The following is a 15995-nucleotide window of genomic DNA, read 5'->3' on the forward strand; positions in this document are numbered from 1 at the left end:
GTTCAGAAGATGAAGGGGGGAGTGGAGGGTCAGTAGTGACTGGGGAGCTGCCGAACGGTGACGCCCGTGGCGTCGGCCAGCAGCAGGGAGCCCTCCGGGACGGGTGTCCAGTCCGGGGCGTCGTCGTACGGCTCGGAGGCCACCACCGTGCCGAGGCCGGGCAGGCGCCGGTGGTGCAGGGTGTCGCCCCAGGCGGTCGCGGCGAGCGCGGTGCCGTCGGTGAGCAACAGGTTGAGCCGTCCGGTGGTGTGCGCGGTGACGTCGGCCACTGTGCCCGCGAGCGCCGCGCCGAGGCTCTCGCCCCGGCGGAGCCGGTGCAGGGTGAGGGCCCACAGCAGGGCCGAGTCGGTCCGGGCCTCCAGCTCCAGCAGTTCGGCGGGCGGCAGCAGGGCGGCGAGCCCGTCCAGCTTGCCGGGCCAGCCGGCCACCGCCCCGTTGTGGCTGAACAGCCAGCGCCCGGCGGCGAACGGCGCGGCCGCGGCCTCGCCCGCCGCGCAGCCGTCGGTGGCGGAGCGGACGGCCGCCACCAGCGCCCGGGTGCGGATCACCCGGGCGAGGTCGGCGAAGCCGGCGTCCGCCCAGATCGGCCCGGCCCGGCGGTAGCGGGCGGGCACCTCGTCGCCGTCCGCGTACCAGCCGAGGCCGAAGCCGTCCACGTTGACCGTCCCGTACTGCTGGGTGCGCGGCGCCCAGGACTGCCGGTGCAGCGCGTACGGCGGCTGCACCAGCAGCTCCTGCGGCGCCACCGGCTCACCCAGGTAGGCGAGGTGTCGACACATCAGGAACCCTCCCGGTGGTGCTCCGGGCCGCGGGCGTCGCGCTCCGCGCTGCGGGCGTGGTGCTGCGGGCCGCGGGCGTCGTGCTCCGCGCTGCGGGCGGTGCGGAAGCCGGAGAAGATCTGCCGCCGGACGGGGTAGTCCCAGTTGCGGAAGGCGCCCCGGCAGGCGACCGGCGCCACCGCGAAGCAACCGCCGCGCAGCACCTTGTACTCGGGCCCGAAGAAGACCTCCGAGTACTCCTGGTACGGCCAGGCCCGGAACCCCGGGTAGGGGTGGAAGTCGCTGGCCGTCCACTCCCACACATCGCCCATCAACTGCCTTACCCCGTACGGGGATTCGCCCGCCGGATAGCTGCCGGCGGCGGCCGGGCGCAGGTGCCGCTGGCCGAGGTTGGCGTGCTCGGGGCCGGGCGGGCCGTCACCCCAGGGGTAGCGCCGCGAGCGGTCGGTGGCCGGGTCGTGCCGGGCCGCCTTCTCCCACTCGGCCTCGGTCGGCAGCCGCCGCCCGGCCCAGCGGGCGTACGCGTCCGCCTCGTACCAACTGACGTGCAGCACCGGCTCGTTCGGTGGCACCGGTTCGACGGCGCCGAACCGGCGGCGCAGCCACTGGCCGTCCTGCTGCTGCCAGAACAGCGGGGCGGTCAGGTCGGCCCGGAGCCGGTGCTGCCAGCCCTCTGCGGTCCACCAGCGCGGGTCGTGGTAGCCGCCGTCGGCGATGAAGCGCTGGTAGGCGGCGTTGGTGACCGGGGTGGTGTCCAGGAAGTAGGCCGGCAGGTCGACCCGGTGGGCCGGACGCTCGTTGTCCAGGGCCCACGGCTCGATGTCCGTGCCCATGGTGAACGGGCCTGCGGGGATCAGGACCTCGGCGGGCAGGGTGGCCGCGTCGGCGGGCGCGGGCGGCGGCGGGGGAGCGGCCAGGGCGGGTTCGCCCCGGCGGAGCTGGTGGGTGATCAGCATCGTCTCGTCGTGCTGCTGCTCGTGCTGGGCGATCATCCCGAAGGCGAACCCGGCGTCCAGCAGCGGTGCGCCCTCCAGGGGGCTGGCGGCCAGCAGGTCCAGCACCCGGCCGCGCACCTCGTGGGCGTACGCGCGGGCCTCGGCCGGCGGCAGCAGGGGCAGGCTGGGGCGCTCGGCCCGGGGGTGCTGGAACGCGTCGTACAGCGGGTCGATCTCGGGGTGCATCGGGTCCCGGCCGCCGACGTTGCGCAGCAGCCACAGCTCCTCCTGGTTGCCGATGTGCGCGAGGTCCCAGACCAGCGGCGACATCAGCGGCGAGTGCTGGGCGGTGAGGTCGGCGTCCTCGACGCAGTCGGTCAGCGCGGCGGTCCGGGCGCGGGCGGCCAGCAGTTCGGCGGCGATGCTCTCGCGCAGGGCCTCGGTCCCGGCCTCGGTCCCGGCCTGGGTCCCGGCCTGGGTCCCGGCCTGGGGGGTGGCGGTGGGACCGGCGGCGCCTGTTCCGGCGGGTGCGGGCGGTCGGACGTCGGTCATGATGCCTCCTCCGGGGGAGTGCGTCGGGTGCCGGAGCGCAGGGCGTCCAGCTGGTCGTCGGCCGGGCAGCGGCCGCGCGCGGGGTAGCGCTCGGCGAACTCGGCGACGGTGGCGCGCAGCCGCTCGGCGCCGGGCAGGCGGCCCAGCGCGGCGTCGGCGACGGCGAAGCAGGTGAGGGCGGCGCGGCGCAGCTCGGGATCGGCGACGCCCAGGGTGGCGGCGCGGCGCCAGACCCCGCTGCGCGGCGGGCGCGGACCGGTGGCGCCGTCCCGCCGGTCGGCGGCGTCGAGCGGTTCCAGCGCGGCGAGTGCGGTGTCGGCGGCCACCGGGTCGTCCAGCAGCGCGGTGACCAGGGCGGCGGGCACCACCCAGCCGTCACCGGGCTGGGCGTCGATCATCCGTAGCTCCAGGTGGCCGCGGGGGCGCACCGGGGGGAACAGGGTGGTGCAGTGGTACTCCAAGTCGGCCAGTGTGGGCGGGCGTTCGCCCGCGCCACGGGTCCAGTCGCGGAAGGTCAGGCCGGGCGGGGCGGTCCAGGGCAGCCCCTCCGGCCTTCGCACGCACAGGACTTCGGCGTCCAGCACGTACTGCGCCCAGGCCTCGCGCGGGTCACCGTGGTCCGGCTCGGGGGCGAGGGTGCGGGTCGGGTCCATCCGGGACCAGACGGTCTGCCGGGTGGACCGGTGACCGGTCGGCTTCCCGTCCAGGAGCGGGGAGTTGGCGAAGGCGGCGACCAGCACCGGGCCGAGCCGGTGGACCAGCTGCCAGCGCCGCTCGACCGCGTGCGGGCCGGCCGCGTCACCGGCGTCCAGGCACACCTGCACGGATGCGGTGCCGGTCATCATGACCCGGCCCCACGGCCCGGCCGAGTCGAAGAAGCGCTCCATCGCGAGGTAGCGGGGGTGGTCCAGCACCATCCGTCGGGGGCGGGCGAGCGGGTCCGTCCCGGTGCCGGTGAGGCGCAGGCCCTGCGCCGCGAAGGCGGCCCGCAGGGCGGTCAGATCGCGTCGGGTGTCGTCGACGCAGGCCAGCAGGCCGGTGGCGGGCGGGGAGCTGAGCTCGACCTGTCCGCCGGGTTCGAGCGTGAGGCGCGAACCGGAGGGGAGCGAGGTGCCGTCCGGGCCGCCCAGGGGCAGCGATTCCAGCGCGGCGTGGAGCAGTTCGGGAGGAACCGGCCGGCCGGGACATCGGTCGTCATGGACGAACCACTCGACCTCGACCCCCACCAGGCGGGGCGGTCCGATCTTGAAACAGACGCCCGACACGTGGCTGCGCGCCCCCGATTCGGTCAACGGGGTCACCCCTGACGGGGGCGGTGCTGCGCTCTGCCGGTCGGGCGGAGTGGTGCGGGATGTCGGTATCACCGGACTCACCATCCTCGGGATCACGATTGCGGCCCGGTCTACTTTGCCCAGTCTGCTACGGAGCATGCGGGGGCGCCTCGCAAATATCGCGTGAATGTTCGTTTGCGCAGGTCAGAGGCATGGCGATCGGGTGAATACGGGGCTCTCGAGGGCGCCGGGAAGCGCCTCCCCGGCCGGGCACGTGCCCCGGTCACAGGCGGTCCAGGCGCTCCAGGACGGTCTCCAGCACCGGGCCCGGCAGGGCGTAGTTGAGGCGCAGCGAACCCGAGCCGCCCGGGCCGTACTCGGCGCCGTCGGAGGCCTCCAGGCCGCAGCGCTCCAGCAGTGCGGCGCGGGCGTCCGTGGGCGGCAGGCCGAGGGCGGCGGCGTCCAGCCAGAGCAGGTACGAGGCCTGCGGGGCGGAGCGGACGGCGGGGCCGAGCCGCTCGGTGAGCCGGGTACGGGCGGCGGCGAGGTGTGCCAGCAGCGCGTCCAGCCACGGGCCGCCCTCGCCGAGCGCGGCCCGCTGTACGGTCTGCTCCAGCAGGCCGCCCTCCCAGAGGCCGTAGCCGGCCAGGGTGTCGGTCAGCCGGGCGCGCAGTGCCGGGTCCGGGACGAGTGCCCAACTGCTGGGAATGCCTGAGCAGTTGAAGGTCTTGCCGACCGAGTTGAGGGTGACGGTGCGGTGCCGCAGGGCGGGGTCGACGACGGCGACGGCGACGGGGTGGGCCCGGCCGGGGTGGGTGAGGTCGCCGTGCACCTCGTCCGAGACCAGCAGCGCGCCGGCCTCGGCGGCCCGTTCGGCCAGGGCGCGCAGTCGGGCGGTGGGCCAGACCCGGGCCGAGGGGTTGTGCGGGCTGCTCAGCAGGAGGGCGGTGGCGGGGCGGGGGAGTGGGGCGTCGGGGAGCAGGTAGCCGTCCGGACCGGCGGGCAGCGGCAGTTCGCGGTACTCGGCCCGGGCGGCGCGGCAGAGTTGGGCGAAACCGCCCCACTCGGGGGTGGGGAAGAGGACGGGGGACCGCGGGTCTGCGGCCTCCGTCCGTACGGTCTCCAGGAGCAGGCGCAGTGCGGTGCGCGGGCCGCAGGGGAGCAGCAGGACCCAGTCCGGGTCGACCTCGACGCCGTGCCGGGCGCGGTACCAGTCGGCGACCAGGGTCCGCCCGGCCGGGTCGCAGACGGTGTACCCGTACGCGGGGTGGCGGGCGCGCCGGGCCAGGGCCTCGGCGACGGCGGGCGGGCCGGGGAGGTCCATGTCCGCCAGGCCCATCGGGATCACGCCGGGGGCGCCGGCCCGGGCCCACTTGCTGCTGCCGGTACCGGTGCGGTCGAAGGGGGCGTCGAAGCCGAACTCGGGGGCGGGGGTGGGGTCGGGGCCGGGGTCGGGGCCAGGTTTCGGCGAACAACTGACAGCTGACAGATTTCGAAAGTTGAAATCTGTTCGCTGAAATCTGTCATCTGTCATCTGTTCGCCGTCCTTCGTCCGCCGCCGCCGCCACCCGCCAGGCCCGCCAGGTACGCCGCCAGTCCGCGGCCTCCCCGGTGCATCATCACCGCGTGGTTGGCCCGGAACAGCGGGTGCAACGGCAGGGCCAGCCGCCGCAGCAGGGCCTTGGCGGCGCGGGTGTCCTCCTCGAAGAGCACCCGGCACCGCGTACCGCCCGGCCCGTCCGCCGTCACGGTGAACCGTGACCACCCGACCAGGTCACCCCGCATCGCCGCCTCCAGCACCCCGGCCGCCGGGTCATGCCGCCGGGTCTCCAGCCCGATCACCAGCCGGTACGGCAGCAGGCCCCGGACCACCACCTCGCCGGACCCCGACCCCACGCCGGTCTCCCGGGCCTCGCGGACCTCCGGCCACCACAGCGGGTAGCTCCGGACGTCCTCCAGCGCCGCGTACACCGCCGGGGCGGGTGCCGCGAGCCGCCACACGCCCCGGAAGCGGTAGTGGTTGGGATCCACGGGTCCACCCTAGAGAGAGGGGCATCCGCGAGGAAGTGTGCACTCCGCTTGCACCCGTTCGGGGTGCAAGGGAGGATCTTGCGTGCTTGTAGTCTCATCAGTCACGGCAGCACCCCCAGGCGCTGCGCCCTCGGAACCGGAGTGAAGGAGTCACAGGCATGCGGCGACCGAGCTGGGTACCGGAGGGTACGGACCTGGACAAACCGAACGCCGCACGCGTCTACGACTACTACCTCGGGGGCTCCCACAACTTCGAGGTGGACCGGGAGATGGCCCGCAGGGCGCTGGCCATGTGGCCCGAACTGCCCCAGATCATGCGCTCCAACCGGGCCTTCCTGCGCCGTGCCGTGACCTTCCTCGCCGAACAGGGCGTCAGCCGCTTCCTGGACATCGGCTCCGGCATCCCGACCTTCGGCGCCGTGCACGAGATCGCCCGGGCGATCCGCCCCGGGGCCGAGGTGGTCTACGTCGACCGCGACCCGGTCGCCGTCGCCCACAGCCGTCTGCTGCTGGAGGAGGACCCGCACAGCGCCGTCGTCCAGGCCGACCTGCGCGACATCGAGGACCTGCTGGACCGCCCCGAGGTGTCCGCCCTGTTGGCGGGCGACGAGCCGGTTGGCGTCCTGCTGGTGGCCGTCGCCCACTTCGTCAGCGACGACGAGGACCCCTGGAAGCTGATCGCCGCGGTCCGCGACCGCCTTCCCGCCGGCAGCGCCCTGGTCCTCTCGCACGCCTCCCTGGAGGCCCGCCCGGACCAGGCCGAGGACCACCAGAAGCTCTACCGGATGACCCCGACCCCGCTGACCATGCGCACCCGTGACCAGGTCACCGCGATGTTCGACGGCTTCGAGCTGGTCGAACCGGGCGTGGTGCACCTGCCGCAGTGGCGCCCCGACCAGCCGGGCACGGTCGGCGAGCACCCCGAGCGGATCGCCGGGGTGGCGGGCGTGGGGTTCCGCCCTTGAGCGGTCGCGCCGGGAGAGCAGCCGACGCCCGCGCGCCCCGTGCGGCGGCCGCCGGTCGCCCGGCCCTGCCCGGCGCCGCCGTCAGCAGTGCCGCCGGCAACAGCCCCGCCGTGAGCAGCGCCGCCGGCAGCAGTGCCGCCATGAGCAGCAGCATCGTGAGCCGTGCCGCCCTGCCCACCGCCGGGACGCCCCGATGAGCGGCGCGACCCCGCCGGGCGGCGACGCGGAGCGGTTCCACGAGGACTGGTCCCGGCTGCTCTCCGCCGACCATGGCATCGCCGTCCACCCCGGCCAGCTCGGCCGGCTGGTCGCGCGCACCGCCGCGCTGCTGCACCGGGCCCAGCAGAACGACCCCTTCGAGCCCGGGCTGGCCTCCCGGGCCGGCGCCGAACTGGTCGACGGGCACTTCACCGACCCGGTGCTGCTCGCCCGCGCCGTCGAACTGCTCCAGTCCCAGCCGCTCCACGACGACCGTGGCCCCGCCCTCACCGGCGCCTTCGCGGCCGGCTGGGCGAACGCCCTGCGCGAGCGCACGCTGCGCGAGCAGGAGGCCATCCGCACCGCCGCCGACGCCGCCCGCAAGGAGGCCGAACGCGCGCTGCGCGCCTCCGAGGCCCGGTTCCGCGCCCTCTTCGAGAGCGCCGCGATCGGCATCGCGATCGGTGACACCGACGGCACCATCCTGGCGGTCAACAAGGCCGTGCAGGAGCTGTTCGGCGCCGGGCCGGGGGACATGGTCGGGCGCCGGGTCGACGACCTTGTCCACCCCGAGGACACCCCGGGCGTCTGGGAGGCGTACGAGGAGCTGATCAGCGGCAAGCGGGAGTACTTCCAGTTCGACAAGCCGTACTACCGGCAGGACGGCGAGGTGATCTGGACCCACCTGACCGTCTCGCTGATCCGCGACGACGACGGAGCCCCGCAGTACCAGGTCGCGATGCTGGAGGACGTCACCGACCGCTACCGGCTCCATGAACGGCTGCGCCACCAGGCCACCCACGACCCGCTCACCGGCCTGCCCAACCGCGCCGCCTTCTTCGAGCGGCTGGAGAAGGTCTTCGACGAGCCGGAGCCGGGCGCCCGCTTCGGCCTCTGCTACGTCGACCTCGACGGCTTCAAGGTGGTCAACGACAGCCTCGGCCACGACATGGGCGACCAGCTGCTGTCCGCCGTCGCCGCCCGGCTCAAGGCCGCCCTCACCCCGCTCGGCCACCTGGTCGCCCGGCTCGGCGGCGACGAGTTCGTGGTGCTGCTGGAGAACTGCCGTGGCGAGCAGGAGGCGGTGGCCGCTGCCAAGACCGTGCTCAAGGCCCTGGCCGGGCCGGTGCTGATCGGCGACCACAAGCTCGCCGTCGGCGCCAGCGTCGGCGTGCTGGAGCGGCGGGTCTCCACCACCACCCCCGGCGCCGCAGTCCGGGCCGCCGACCTGACGCTGTACCGCGCCAAGGAGGCCGGCCGCGGCCGCTGGACGCTGTTCGACCCCAAGGAGAACGCCCGCGCGGTCAGCCGCTACGCGGTCTCGGTACGGATGCCGGCCGCCCTCGACCGCGGCGAGTTCTTCATCGACTACCAGCCGCTCTACCGCCTCGCCGACGGCCGGATGGCCGCCGTGGAGGCGCTGGTGCGCTGGCGCCACCCGCAGCTCGGGGTGCTCGGCCCGGACGAGTTCGTCACCACCGCCGAGGAGACCGGGCTGATCATGCCGCTCGGCCGCTGGGTGCTGGAGCAGGCCTGCGGCCAGGCCGCGGACTGGATCAAGCGCTACGGCGACGCCGCGCCGCAGTTGAACGTCAACCTGGCGGTGCGGCAGGCGCGCAGCGCCGCGCTGGTCACCGACCTCGGCCGGATCCTGGACAGCACCGGACTCGATCCGGCCCGGCTGCAGCTGGAGATCACCGAGTCGACCGTGGTCGGCCCCGAGGACGAGGCGCTGCGCACCCTGCACGGGCTGGTCGACCTCGGTGTGTCGCTGGCGGTGGACGACTTCGGCACCGGCTGGTCCAACCTCGCCTACCTGCGGGACCTGCCGGTCTCCGGGCTCAAGATCGCCGGTTCCTTCGTCGGTGACCTGCACGACCCGGCGAAGGACGGCGCCACCGGGTGGCGGATCGTCAGCGGCCTGGTGTCGATGGCGCACACGCTGGGCCTGACCGTCACCGCCGAGGGCGTGGAGACCCGCAAGGACGCCGAGCGGCTGCGCGGGATGGGCTGCGACTGGGCACAGGGGTGGCACTTCGGCCGCCCGGTGCGGCCCGAGGAGATCGCCCGCAGGATCGTCGAGGAGCCGGAGGGGCGCCCGGTCGAGGAGGGGTGACCCCGGCCCGGGACACGGGTTCCGGCGCAGTTCCGGAGCCGTTACGGAAAGCGCCCTGCGGCCCTGCCCGGTATGCGGGATGATGGCGCGTCAAAATCACCACCCGGCACCGGTGCGCCCGTGGTCAACGCCTTCGCACCGGCCCCGGGGAGCGGGGGAGGGGGACGCCGCGATGGGCGCAACGGAAGGCTCCGGTCCGGGGGGTTCCGGGGGTCCGGCCGGTCCGGGTGGTCCGGGCGAGGAGGACGGGCGCCGGGGGCGGCCGGGGGAGTCACCGCGGACCAGGGTCGACTGGGGTTCCCGGGAGCGGGGCACCCGGTTCCGGGGGTCGTGGGACCCGCGGCGCGGGCGGGGCGGGGCCCGGGAGCGGCCCGGGGAGGAGGCCCGCCACGACCCCGAGGCCGCCACCCGGCGGATGCCCGGGCCCCGCCACGACCCGGAGGCCGCCACCGAGGTGCGCCGACCGCGCTCCGCGGCCGGCGGCCCGTCCTGGCAGGACAACATCGGCCCGGGGCCCACGCCGGGCGGCGGACATGCGCCCGCGGGCGGACCCGCGCCCGGCGGCGGTTTCGGCACCCACGGCGGCCCCTTCGAGGACGACTTCCCCGCCGCCCTGCTCGACCGCTTCACCCCGCTGGGCAGGGCGGGCGCCGGCGCGGAGGGCACCGTCTGGTACGTCCGGCGCGCCGACGGCGGCGCCGACGCCGCCGTCAAGGTGGCCGTCGGCGGCCAGCGGATGGACCACGACCTGCTCGCCCACCTGCGCAACGACGGCTTCCGCCGGCACGTCCCGCACCTGATCGACTACGGGCGGGTCCGCCACCACGGCGTGCCGGTCGACTGGGTGGCGATGGAGTACCTGCCCGTCACCCTCTCCGCGCACGTCGCCGCGCTGCGCCGCAGCGGCGCGCACGCCGACCCGCGGACCATCGAGCAGATCGTCTACGAGCTGGTCTCGCTGCTGGAGTTCTGGCAGCGGCGGATCCAGCGCAACCCGCTGGACTTCAAGCCGGCCAACATCCTGGTGCGCCCCGGCCGTGGCCCCGGGGAGTTCGTGATCGCCGACTTCGGCGGTGTCGACCGGCTCACCGACAGCCGCCGGTTCACCTCCACGATGATGGTCACCGTCGCCTACATGGCCCCCGAGCAACTGGCCGGCAAGAACCACGAGGCCGGGCCCTGGTGGGGGCTCGGCAACGTGCTGTACGAACTGTTCGTCGGCCGGCCCCGGTTCGTCGCGGCGGACGGCGAGCGGGCGGCCGACCACGACCTGGAGCTGGAACTCGTCATGGGCGAGGAGGTGGACCTCTCCGCCGTCGCCGACCGGCGTCAACTGCTCCTGCTCCAGGGCCTGTTCACCAAGAAGCCGGAGGACCGCTGGACGGCTCCGGAGGTCCGCAGCTGGCTGGCCGGCGGCAGCCCGGCGGTGATCCGGCGCCGCCCGCAGGCCCTGCGGCCGATCACCTTCCTGGGCGACCCGTTCACCGACCCGGTGCGGCTCACCGAGGTGCTGCTGCGCAACTCCGGTGCGGCGGCGCGCTGGCTCGCGGCGGTCGGGGCGGAGCGGCTGCGCGACTGGCTGCGCGACGAGGTCAAGGACTCCGTGTTCGACCTCCACTACCTCACCGACGTGGTCCGCGCCCCCGGCTCCCGGCGCGAGGCGGTGGCGGGCGTCGCGGTGCTCGCCCTCGGCGCGGCCTTCGCGCCTGGAGCCGTCCCGCACTACCGTGACCGGCCGGTCGACCCGGCCGGACTGGAACGCGTCGCCACCGAGCCGGACGGCGCCGCGTTCATCGACGAACTGGTCCGCGGCGGTGCCCCGGCCGTCGCCGCCCGCTACCACTGCTTCCACCCCGAGTGCTCCGGTGAGCACTGCTCCCGGCTGCTCGCCCTCGCCGCGCTCCCGGAGGTGCTGGCCGAGGTGGAGCGTACGGCCCGGACGGTCGGCGGCGGGCGGCGCGGTGACGGCGGCCTCAGCCCGGAGGAGCGGGAGGAGGCGCACCGGCTGGCGGTCTGGCTGAGCATCCGCCCGGAGGAGCGCCACCGGCTGCTCGGCCGACTCTCCCCGCTGCCCGCCGCGCTGCACCGGTTGCCGCTGCCGGTACGGGTGTCGGAGCTGGCCGCGCTGGTCGCGGCGGCGGTGGTGGACGGGGCGCTGACGGTCGGCGCCGGGGCCCGTACGGCGGTGCGCTCGGCGGCCCGGCGGCCGGCCCCCGACCCGGCGGCGGCCACCCCGCGGGACGTGGTGCGGCGGCGCTGGTCGGCGCTGCGGCGGCGGGCGGTGGGCGCCGACCCGGACCAGGTCGCGGGGCGGGCCGCGCTGGTCGCCGCGGAGGCGGTGCGGCGGCGCGGGCGGGGCCGGGCGGAGCGCCCCGAGGCGGCACCGGGGGCGCTGCGGGAGGGCGCTGCGCGGCCCGGGCGGGTGGCCCGGCTGTGGGCGGCGCGGCGCCGCCGGCCGCCGGTGGACCGGGCGGCCCGGCTGCGGCTCTGGTGGCCGTACGCCCGCACCATGCTGCCGCGCCGGGTCGCGGCGGTGGCCCTGCTGGTGGTGGGCCTCGGGCTGCTGCTGTGGGCGGGAGCGGTGCTGCGCTACCCGGTCGAGGCCGGGCACGGGCTCGACCTCTCGCCGGACCTGTTCGGTGGGCCGCTGCACCTCGCCGGGCGGCGGGCGGCCGAGCAGGTGGTCGGGAAGCTGGGGGCGGCCTTCGTGGCGGCCGCCGTGCTCGCCTTCTTCCCGGCCGCGGTCGGCCTCGGTACGGCGCTGCTGGCCGGGGTGGGCGCGCTCACGATCGGCTACCTGCGGCTCGGACCGCCGATGACGGCCGTGGAGGCGCCGCAGCCGGTGGCCGACCGGGTGGTCATGTTCGAGGGTGGGATGGGGAGTTGGGCCGGGATCGCGGCGGTGGTGGCGGTCGTGGTGGCCGTGGTGCTGATCGAGCGGGGGGCCAACCGGCTGCTGAGGCCCGCCCAGCGGGCCCGGCGGCAGGTGCGGGAGGCCTGGCGGGACCTCGACCGGCGGGCCGCCCGGGCCGCCCGGGCCGCCCAGGTCGCGGGCTCGGGTGCGGGGGCGGGTGTGGGCTCGGCCTCGGGTACTGGCGCGGACTCCGGTACTGGTGCGGGGACGGAGGCTGCCGGTGCGTGGCGGGCGGGCCCGGCCGGCACCCGGGACCGGCTGCGGTTCGCGCTCACCGCTACCGGGGTGCTGGTCCTGCTGCTGTGGGCGGCGGTCGAGGTGCGGATCGCGGCGACCGGGCCGCACCGCACGCCGGAGTCCTGGGGGACGGGGCAGACCGGTGCGGCCTACCAGGCGGGGTTCGTCGTCCTGCTGGCCGTGGTGTCGTTGCTGAGCACCCTGGGGACGCTGGTCACCGCCCGGGTGCTGCTGGTCGGTTGGATCCTCGGCACCCTGTTCCTGGGCGCCTGGCCCGGCGCGCTGGGGCCGGTGGAGGCACTGCGGATCCCGGTGTTCGAGGGGCTGTTCGGCGCGGTCGCGGGCTGGTGGGGGCACGGCGCCTTCTGGGCCGCGCTGCTGGTGGCGCTGCCGCTGGCGGCGTACGGGGTGCTGCGGGCGGTCCGTGGGCGGGAGCGGGGCGGCGTCGGCTGACGGCACGCCGTCCGGCCCTGGCCCGCGCCGACTGCGGCCCGCACCGACTGGCCCGCGCCGACTGGCCCGCGCCGTCCGGCTCACGCCGTCCGGCTCACGCCGATCGCGGGGTCAGCCGACCAGTCGGGAGAGCTCGATCGAGTGCCCGGTCCGCTCCACCTTCGCGGTCAGGTAGCGGACGTTGCTCGCGGACAGGTGGACGCCGGTCGGCACCCGACGGTGGACGGTGATCCCGAGCCCGGCCAACTGGGCGGCCTTGTCCGGGTTGTTGCTCAGCAGGTCGACGCCGTCGACGCCGAGCGCGGTGAGCATCTGGGCGGCCGCGGTGTAGTCCCGGCCGTCCTCGGGCAGGCCCAGCGCGGTGTTGGCGTCGTAGGTGTCCAGGCCGGAGTCCTGGAGGGCGTAGGCGTCCAGCTTGTTGTAGAGGCCGATGCCCCGGCCCTCCTGGCGGAGGTAGAGCAGGTAGCCGCCGGCCTCGCTGATCCGCTCCACCGATTCGCGCAGCTGCGGGCCGCAGTCGCAGCGGTCCGAACCGAAGACGTCGCCGGTCAGGCACTCGGAGTGCAGCCGTACCAGCGGGGTTCCGCCGTCCGGGACGGTGCCGAGGGCGAGCGCGAGGTGCTCGGCGCCGTCGACGAGGCCGTGGAAGGTGGAGACCTCCGCGTCGGCGCGGTAGCCGTCCGGGAAGGTCAGCGGGATGCGCACGTGCGAGCGCACCGTGGCGGAGCCGGGCTGAGGCATGGTTGGGCCTCCGACGATCGGGGGTGGACCGGGGTGAACCGCTCCGGATCCGGACGGGTCCGGTCGGGTCGGATGTCGACCGTACTCGGTTGTTCCAATTTGAACAACTGCTTACCGCCGGTGACCACGGTGACTGCGGAGGCGAACAACACCCCGCCCGCCCCCGCTGTTCCCGTACGGCGGTCCAGCATGTGGAAGGGACGGGACCCGAGGCGTGGACACTGCGACACTTCCTCCCGTTTCCTGGGCACGGGAACGCTCCGCGCACGACCACCGACGACCACGGAAGGTCCTGATCAGATGCCCACGAGCCGCGCCACCACTCCCGCCTCCGCCCCCGCCCCCGCTGCCGACCGGCCCCGCCTCGACGCCGAGCAGCGCGCGATCGAGTCGCTCTACGCGGACGTGGTCCGCCGCAACAAGGGCGAGACCGAGTTCCACCAGGCCGTCCACGAGGTGCTGGAGACCCTCGCCCCGGTGCTCGCCCACCGCCCCGAGCTCCGCGAAGCCCGGATCATCGAGCGGATCTGCGAGCCCGAGCGCCAGCTGATGTTCCGGGTGCCGTGGACCGACGACTCCGGCGACATCCACGTCAACCGCGGCTTCCGGGTCGAGTTCAGCAGCGCCCTCGGCCCGTACAAGGGCGGTCTGCGGTTCCACCCCTCGGTGAACCTCGGGATCGTCAAGTTCCTCGGATTCGAGCAGATCTTCAAGAACGCGCTCACCGGGCTGGCGATCGGCGGCGGCAAGGGCGGCTCCGACTTCGACCCCAAGGGCCGGTCGGACGCCGAGATCATGCGGTTCTGCCAGTCCTTCATGACCGAGCTGCACCGCCACCTCGGCGAGCACACCGACGTGCCGGCCGGTGACATCGGCGTCGGTGGCCGGGAGATCGGCTACCTGTTCGGCCAGTACAAGCGGATCACCAACCGCTACGAGGCCGGCGTGCTGACCGGCAAGGGCCTCGGCTGGGGCGGCGCGCAGGTCCGCACCGAGGCCACCGGCTACGGCTGCGTGCTGTTCACCGCCGAGATGCTGGCCAGCCGCGGGGACGGCCTGGACGGGCGCCGGGTGCTCGTCTCCGGCTCCGGCAACGTGGCCGTGTACGCGATCGAGAAGGCCCAGCAGCTCGGCGCGACGGTGCTGACCTGCTCCGACTCCTCCGGCTACGTGGTGGACGAGAAGGGCATCGACCTCGACCTGCTCAAGGAGGTCAAGGAGGTCCGGCGCGGCCGGATCTCCGAGTACGCCGAACTGCGCGGCAGCCACGTGCGGTTCGTCGAGGGCCCGGGCGTGTGGAGCGTGCCCGGCGACGTGGCGCTGCCCTGCGCCACCCAGAACGAGCTGACCGAGGCCGACGCGCTCGCCCTGGTCCGCAACGGGGTGCTGGCCGTCGCCGAGGGCGCCAACATGCCCACCACGCCCGAGGCGGTGCGGGTCCTCCAGGAGGCCGGGGTGGCCTTCGGGCCGGGCAAGGCGGCCAACGCGGGCGGCGTGGCGACCAGCGCACTGGAGATGCAGCAGAACGCCTCCCGCGACTCCTGGACCTTCGAGCGCACCGAGCAGCGGCTCGCCGGGATCATGAAGCACATCCACGACTCCTGCCACACCACCGCCGAGCGCTACGGGCACCCGGGCGACTACGTGGTGGGCGCCAACATCGCGGGCTTCGAACTGGTCGCGGACGCGATGCTGGCCCAGGGCCTGGTCTGAGCCCTGCGCTGAGTCCTGGGCCCAGCCCTGCGCGGAGCCCTGGGCCGAGCCGTGGTCACGGCCGGCCCCGGCCGGTCGTCCGGCGATCGGTACCCGACCGGAGCGGGCACCGATCGTCGGGTGCGGCAAGGTGGGTCCTTCCTACGGTGGTGATCAGCAAGGGAAGGACGGGGTGGCGGTGCTGGAGCATCTGAACCGGGCGATGGAGCACATCGAACGGCGCCTGGACCAGGAGATCGACGTGGCCGAACTGGCGCGGATCGCGATGACGTCGGAGTACCACTTCCGGCGGCTGTTCTCGACGCTCGCCGGGATGCCGCTGTCGGAGTACGTACGGCGCCGGCGGCTGACCGTCGCCGGGGCCGAGGTCCTCGACGGCGGACGGACGCTGCTCGACATCGCGGTCAGCTACGGCTACACCTCGGGGGAGGCGTTCGCCCGGGCGTTCCGGGCGATGCACGGGGTCGGGCCCGGCGAGGCCCGGCGCGAGGGTGCGGCGCTCATCTCCCAGCCCCGGATGTCCTTCCGACTCATCGTGGAGGGAAGCAGCAGCATGGAGTACCGGATCGTGGAGAAGCCGGAGTTCCGGATCATCGGGAAGAAGGCCCGGGTTCCCCTGATCTACCTGGGGGTCAACCCGCACATCGCCGAGTTCATCCGGGGACTGGGTACGGAGACCGTCGAGCGGATCACCGCGCTGACGGCGAAGGACCCGCTCGGCATCGTGTCGGTGACGGACGACTTCTCGCCCAACCGGGAGGAGGGGTCCGAACTCGACTACTGGCACGCGGTGGTGGCACGCGAGGACGCCGTCGTCCCGGACGACCTGGACGTCCTGCACGTCCCGGCCGGGACCTGGGCGGTGTTCACCAATCGTGGGCCGTACCCGCAGGCCCTCCAGGAGATGTGGGGGGAGACCTACAGCCAGTGGTTCCCCTCCAACCCGTACGAGACCCGGCCGGGCCCGGAGATCCTCCGGACCAGCTTCGTCCCGGGGACGGGCGACGCGGAGGCGGAGCTCTGGCTCCCGGTGTCGCGGGCCGTGCGAGCTGACGGCTGACGCTGACGGGTGACAGCTGACAGCTAACGG

12 protein-coding genes are annotated in these 15995 nt (G+C 74.9%); 6 read left to right on the plus strand and 6 right to left on the minus strand.

Going from position 1 to position 15995, the window contains the following annotated elements:
* Positions 1 to 29: 29 nt before the first annotated feature.
* From egtC to ACIQWA_RS32150, 5 genes are all read right to left on the minus strand, one after another.
* Entirely contained in the window at positions 30 to 779 is a 750-nt protein-coding gene (gene egtC / locus ACIQWA_RS32130) for an ergothioneine biosynthesis protein EgtC (RefSeq protein WP_402488356.1), read from the minus strand.
* The gene (egtB, locus tag ACIQWA_RS32135; RefSeq protein ID WP_402488358.1) at positions 779 to 2266 is read right to left on the minus strand and encodes an ergothioneine biosynthesis protein EgtB; all 1488 of its coding nucleotides are present in this window, start codon (positions 2264 to 2266) and stop codon (positions 779 to 781) included. Before egtB ends, egtC begins: the two co-directional genes overlap by 1 nt.
* Entirely contained in the window at positions 2263 to 3567 is a 1305-nt protein-coding gene (gene egtA, locus ACIQWA_RS32140; RefSeq protein WP_402488360.1) for an ergothioneine biosynthesis glutamate--cysteine ligase EgtA, read from the minus strand. The genes egtB and egtA overlap by 4 nt, the downstream gene beginning before the upstream one ends.
* Before the next feature lie 253 nt (positions 3568 to 3820).
* A complete protein-coding gene (locus ACIQWA_RS32145) occupies positions 3821 to 5071 on the minus strand; it encodes an aminotransferase class I/II-fold pyridoxal phosphate-dependent enzyme (protein WP_402488363.1) in 1251 nt (416 codons plus the stop codon).
* On the minus strand, positions 5068 to 5568 hold the full coding sequence (locus ACIQWA_RS32150) for an SRPBCC family protein (protein ID WP_402488366.1): 501 nt from the start codon (positions 5566 to 5568) through the stop codon (positions 5068 to 5070). Before ACIQWA_RS32150 ends, ACIQWA_RS32145 begins: the two co-directional genes overlap by 4 nt.
* Positions 5569 to 5726: 158 nt before the next feature.
* Between ACIQWA_RS32150 and ACIQWA_RS32155 the strand changes: the two genes are divergently transcribed.
* From ACIQWA_RS32155 to ACIQWA_RS32170, 4 genes are all read left to right on the plus strand, one after another.
* On the plus strand, positions 5727 to 6533 hold the full coding sequence (locus ACIQWA_RS32155) for an SAM-dependent methyltransferase (RefSeq protein WP_360229539.1): 807 nt from the start codon (positions 5727 to 5729) through the stop codon (positions 6531 to 6533).
* Positions 6530 to 6730: a hypothetical protein gene (locus ACIQWA_RS32160; RefSeq protein WP_402488369.1), complete on the plus strand. Its 201-nt coding sequence runs from the start codon at positions 6530 to 6532 to the stop codon at positions 6728 to 6730. Before ACIQWA_RS32155 ends, ACIQWA_RS32160 begins: the two co-directional genes overlap by 4 nt.
* On the plus strand, positions 6727 to 8847 hold the full coding sequence (locus ACIQWA_RS32165; RefSeq protein WP_402488371.1) for a putative bifunctional diguanylate cyclase/phosphodiesterase: 2121 nt from the start codon (positions 6727 to 6729) through the stop codon (positions 8845 to 8847). The genes ACIQWA_RS32160 and ACIQWA_RS32165 overlap by 4 nt, the downstream gene beginning before the upstream one ends.
* Positions 8848 to 9262: 415 nt before the next feature.
* The gene (locus ACIQWA_RS32170; protein ID WP_402488373.1) at positions 9263 to 12451 is read left to right on the plus strand and encodes a hypothetical protein; all 3189 of its coding nucleotides are present in this window, start codon (positions 9263 to 9265) and stop codon (positions 12449 to 12451) included.
* Between the two features lie 111 nt (positions 12452 to 12562).
* Here the strand turns inward: ACIQWA_RS32170 and ribA are convergent, their stop codons facing one another.
* Positions 12563 to 13192: a GTP cyclohydrolase II gene (gene ribA, locus ACIQWA_RS32175; RefSeq protein WP_402488375.1), complete on the minus strand. Its 630-nt coding sequence runs from the start codon at positions 13190 to 13192 to the stop codon at positions 12563 to 12565.
* Positions 13193 to 13492: 300 nt separating this feature from the next.
* On the opposite strand from ribA, the gene gdhA reads away from it, so the two are divergent.
* Both gdhA and ACIQWA_RS32185 read left to right on the plus strand, forming a co-directional pair.
* The gene (gene gdhA, locus ACIQWA_RS32180) at positions 13493 to 14905 is read left to right on the plus strand and encodes an NADP-specific glutamate dehydrogenase (protein ID WP_402488378.1); all 1413 of its coding nucleotides are present in this window, start codon (positions 13493 to 13495) and stop codon (positions 14903 to 14905) included.
* Positions 14906 to 15083: 178 nt separating this feature from the next.
* On the plus strand, positions 15084 to 15965 hold the full coding sequence (locus ACIQWA_RS32185; protein WP_402488381.1) for a GyrI-like domain-containing protein: 882 nt from the start codon (positions 15084 to 15086) through the stop codon (positions 15963 to 15965).
* Positions 15966 to 15995 lie beyond the last annotated feature (30 nt).

Origin of the sequence: Kitasatospora sp. NPDC098652, from assembly GCF_044760155.1 — a bacterium.
Taxonomy (GTDB): Bacteria; Actinomycetota; Actinomycetes; order Streptomycetales; family Streptomycetaceae; genus Kitasatospora.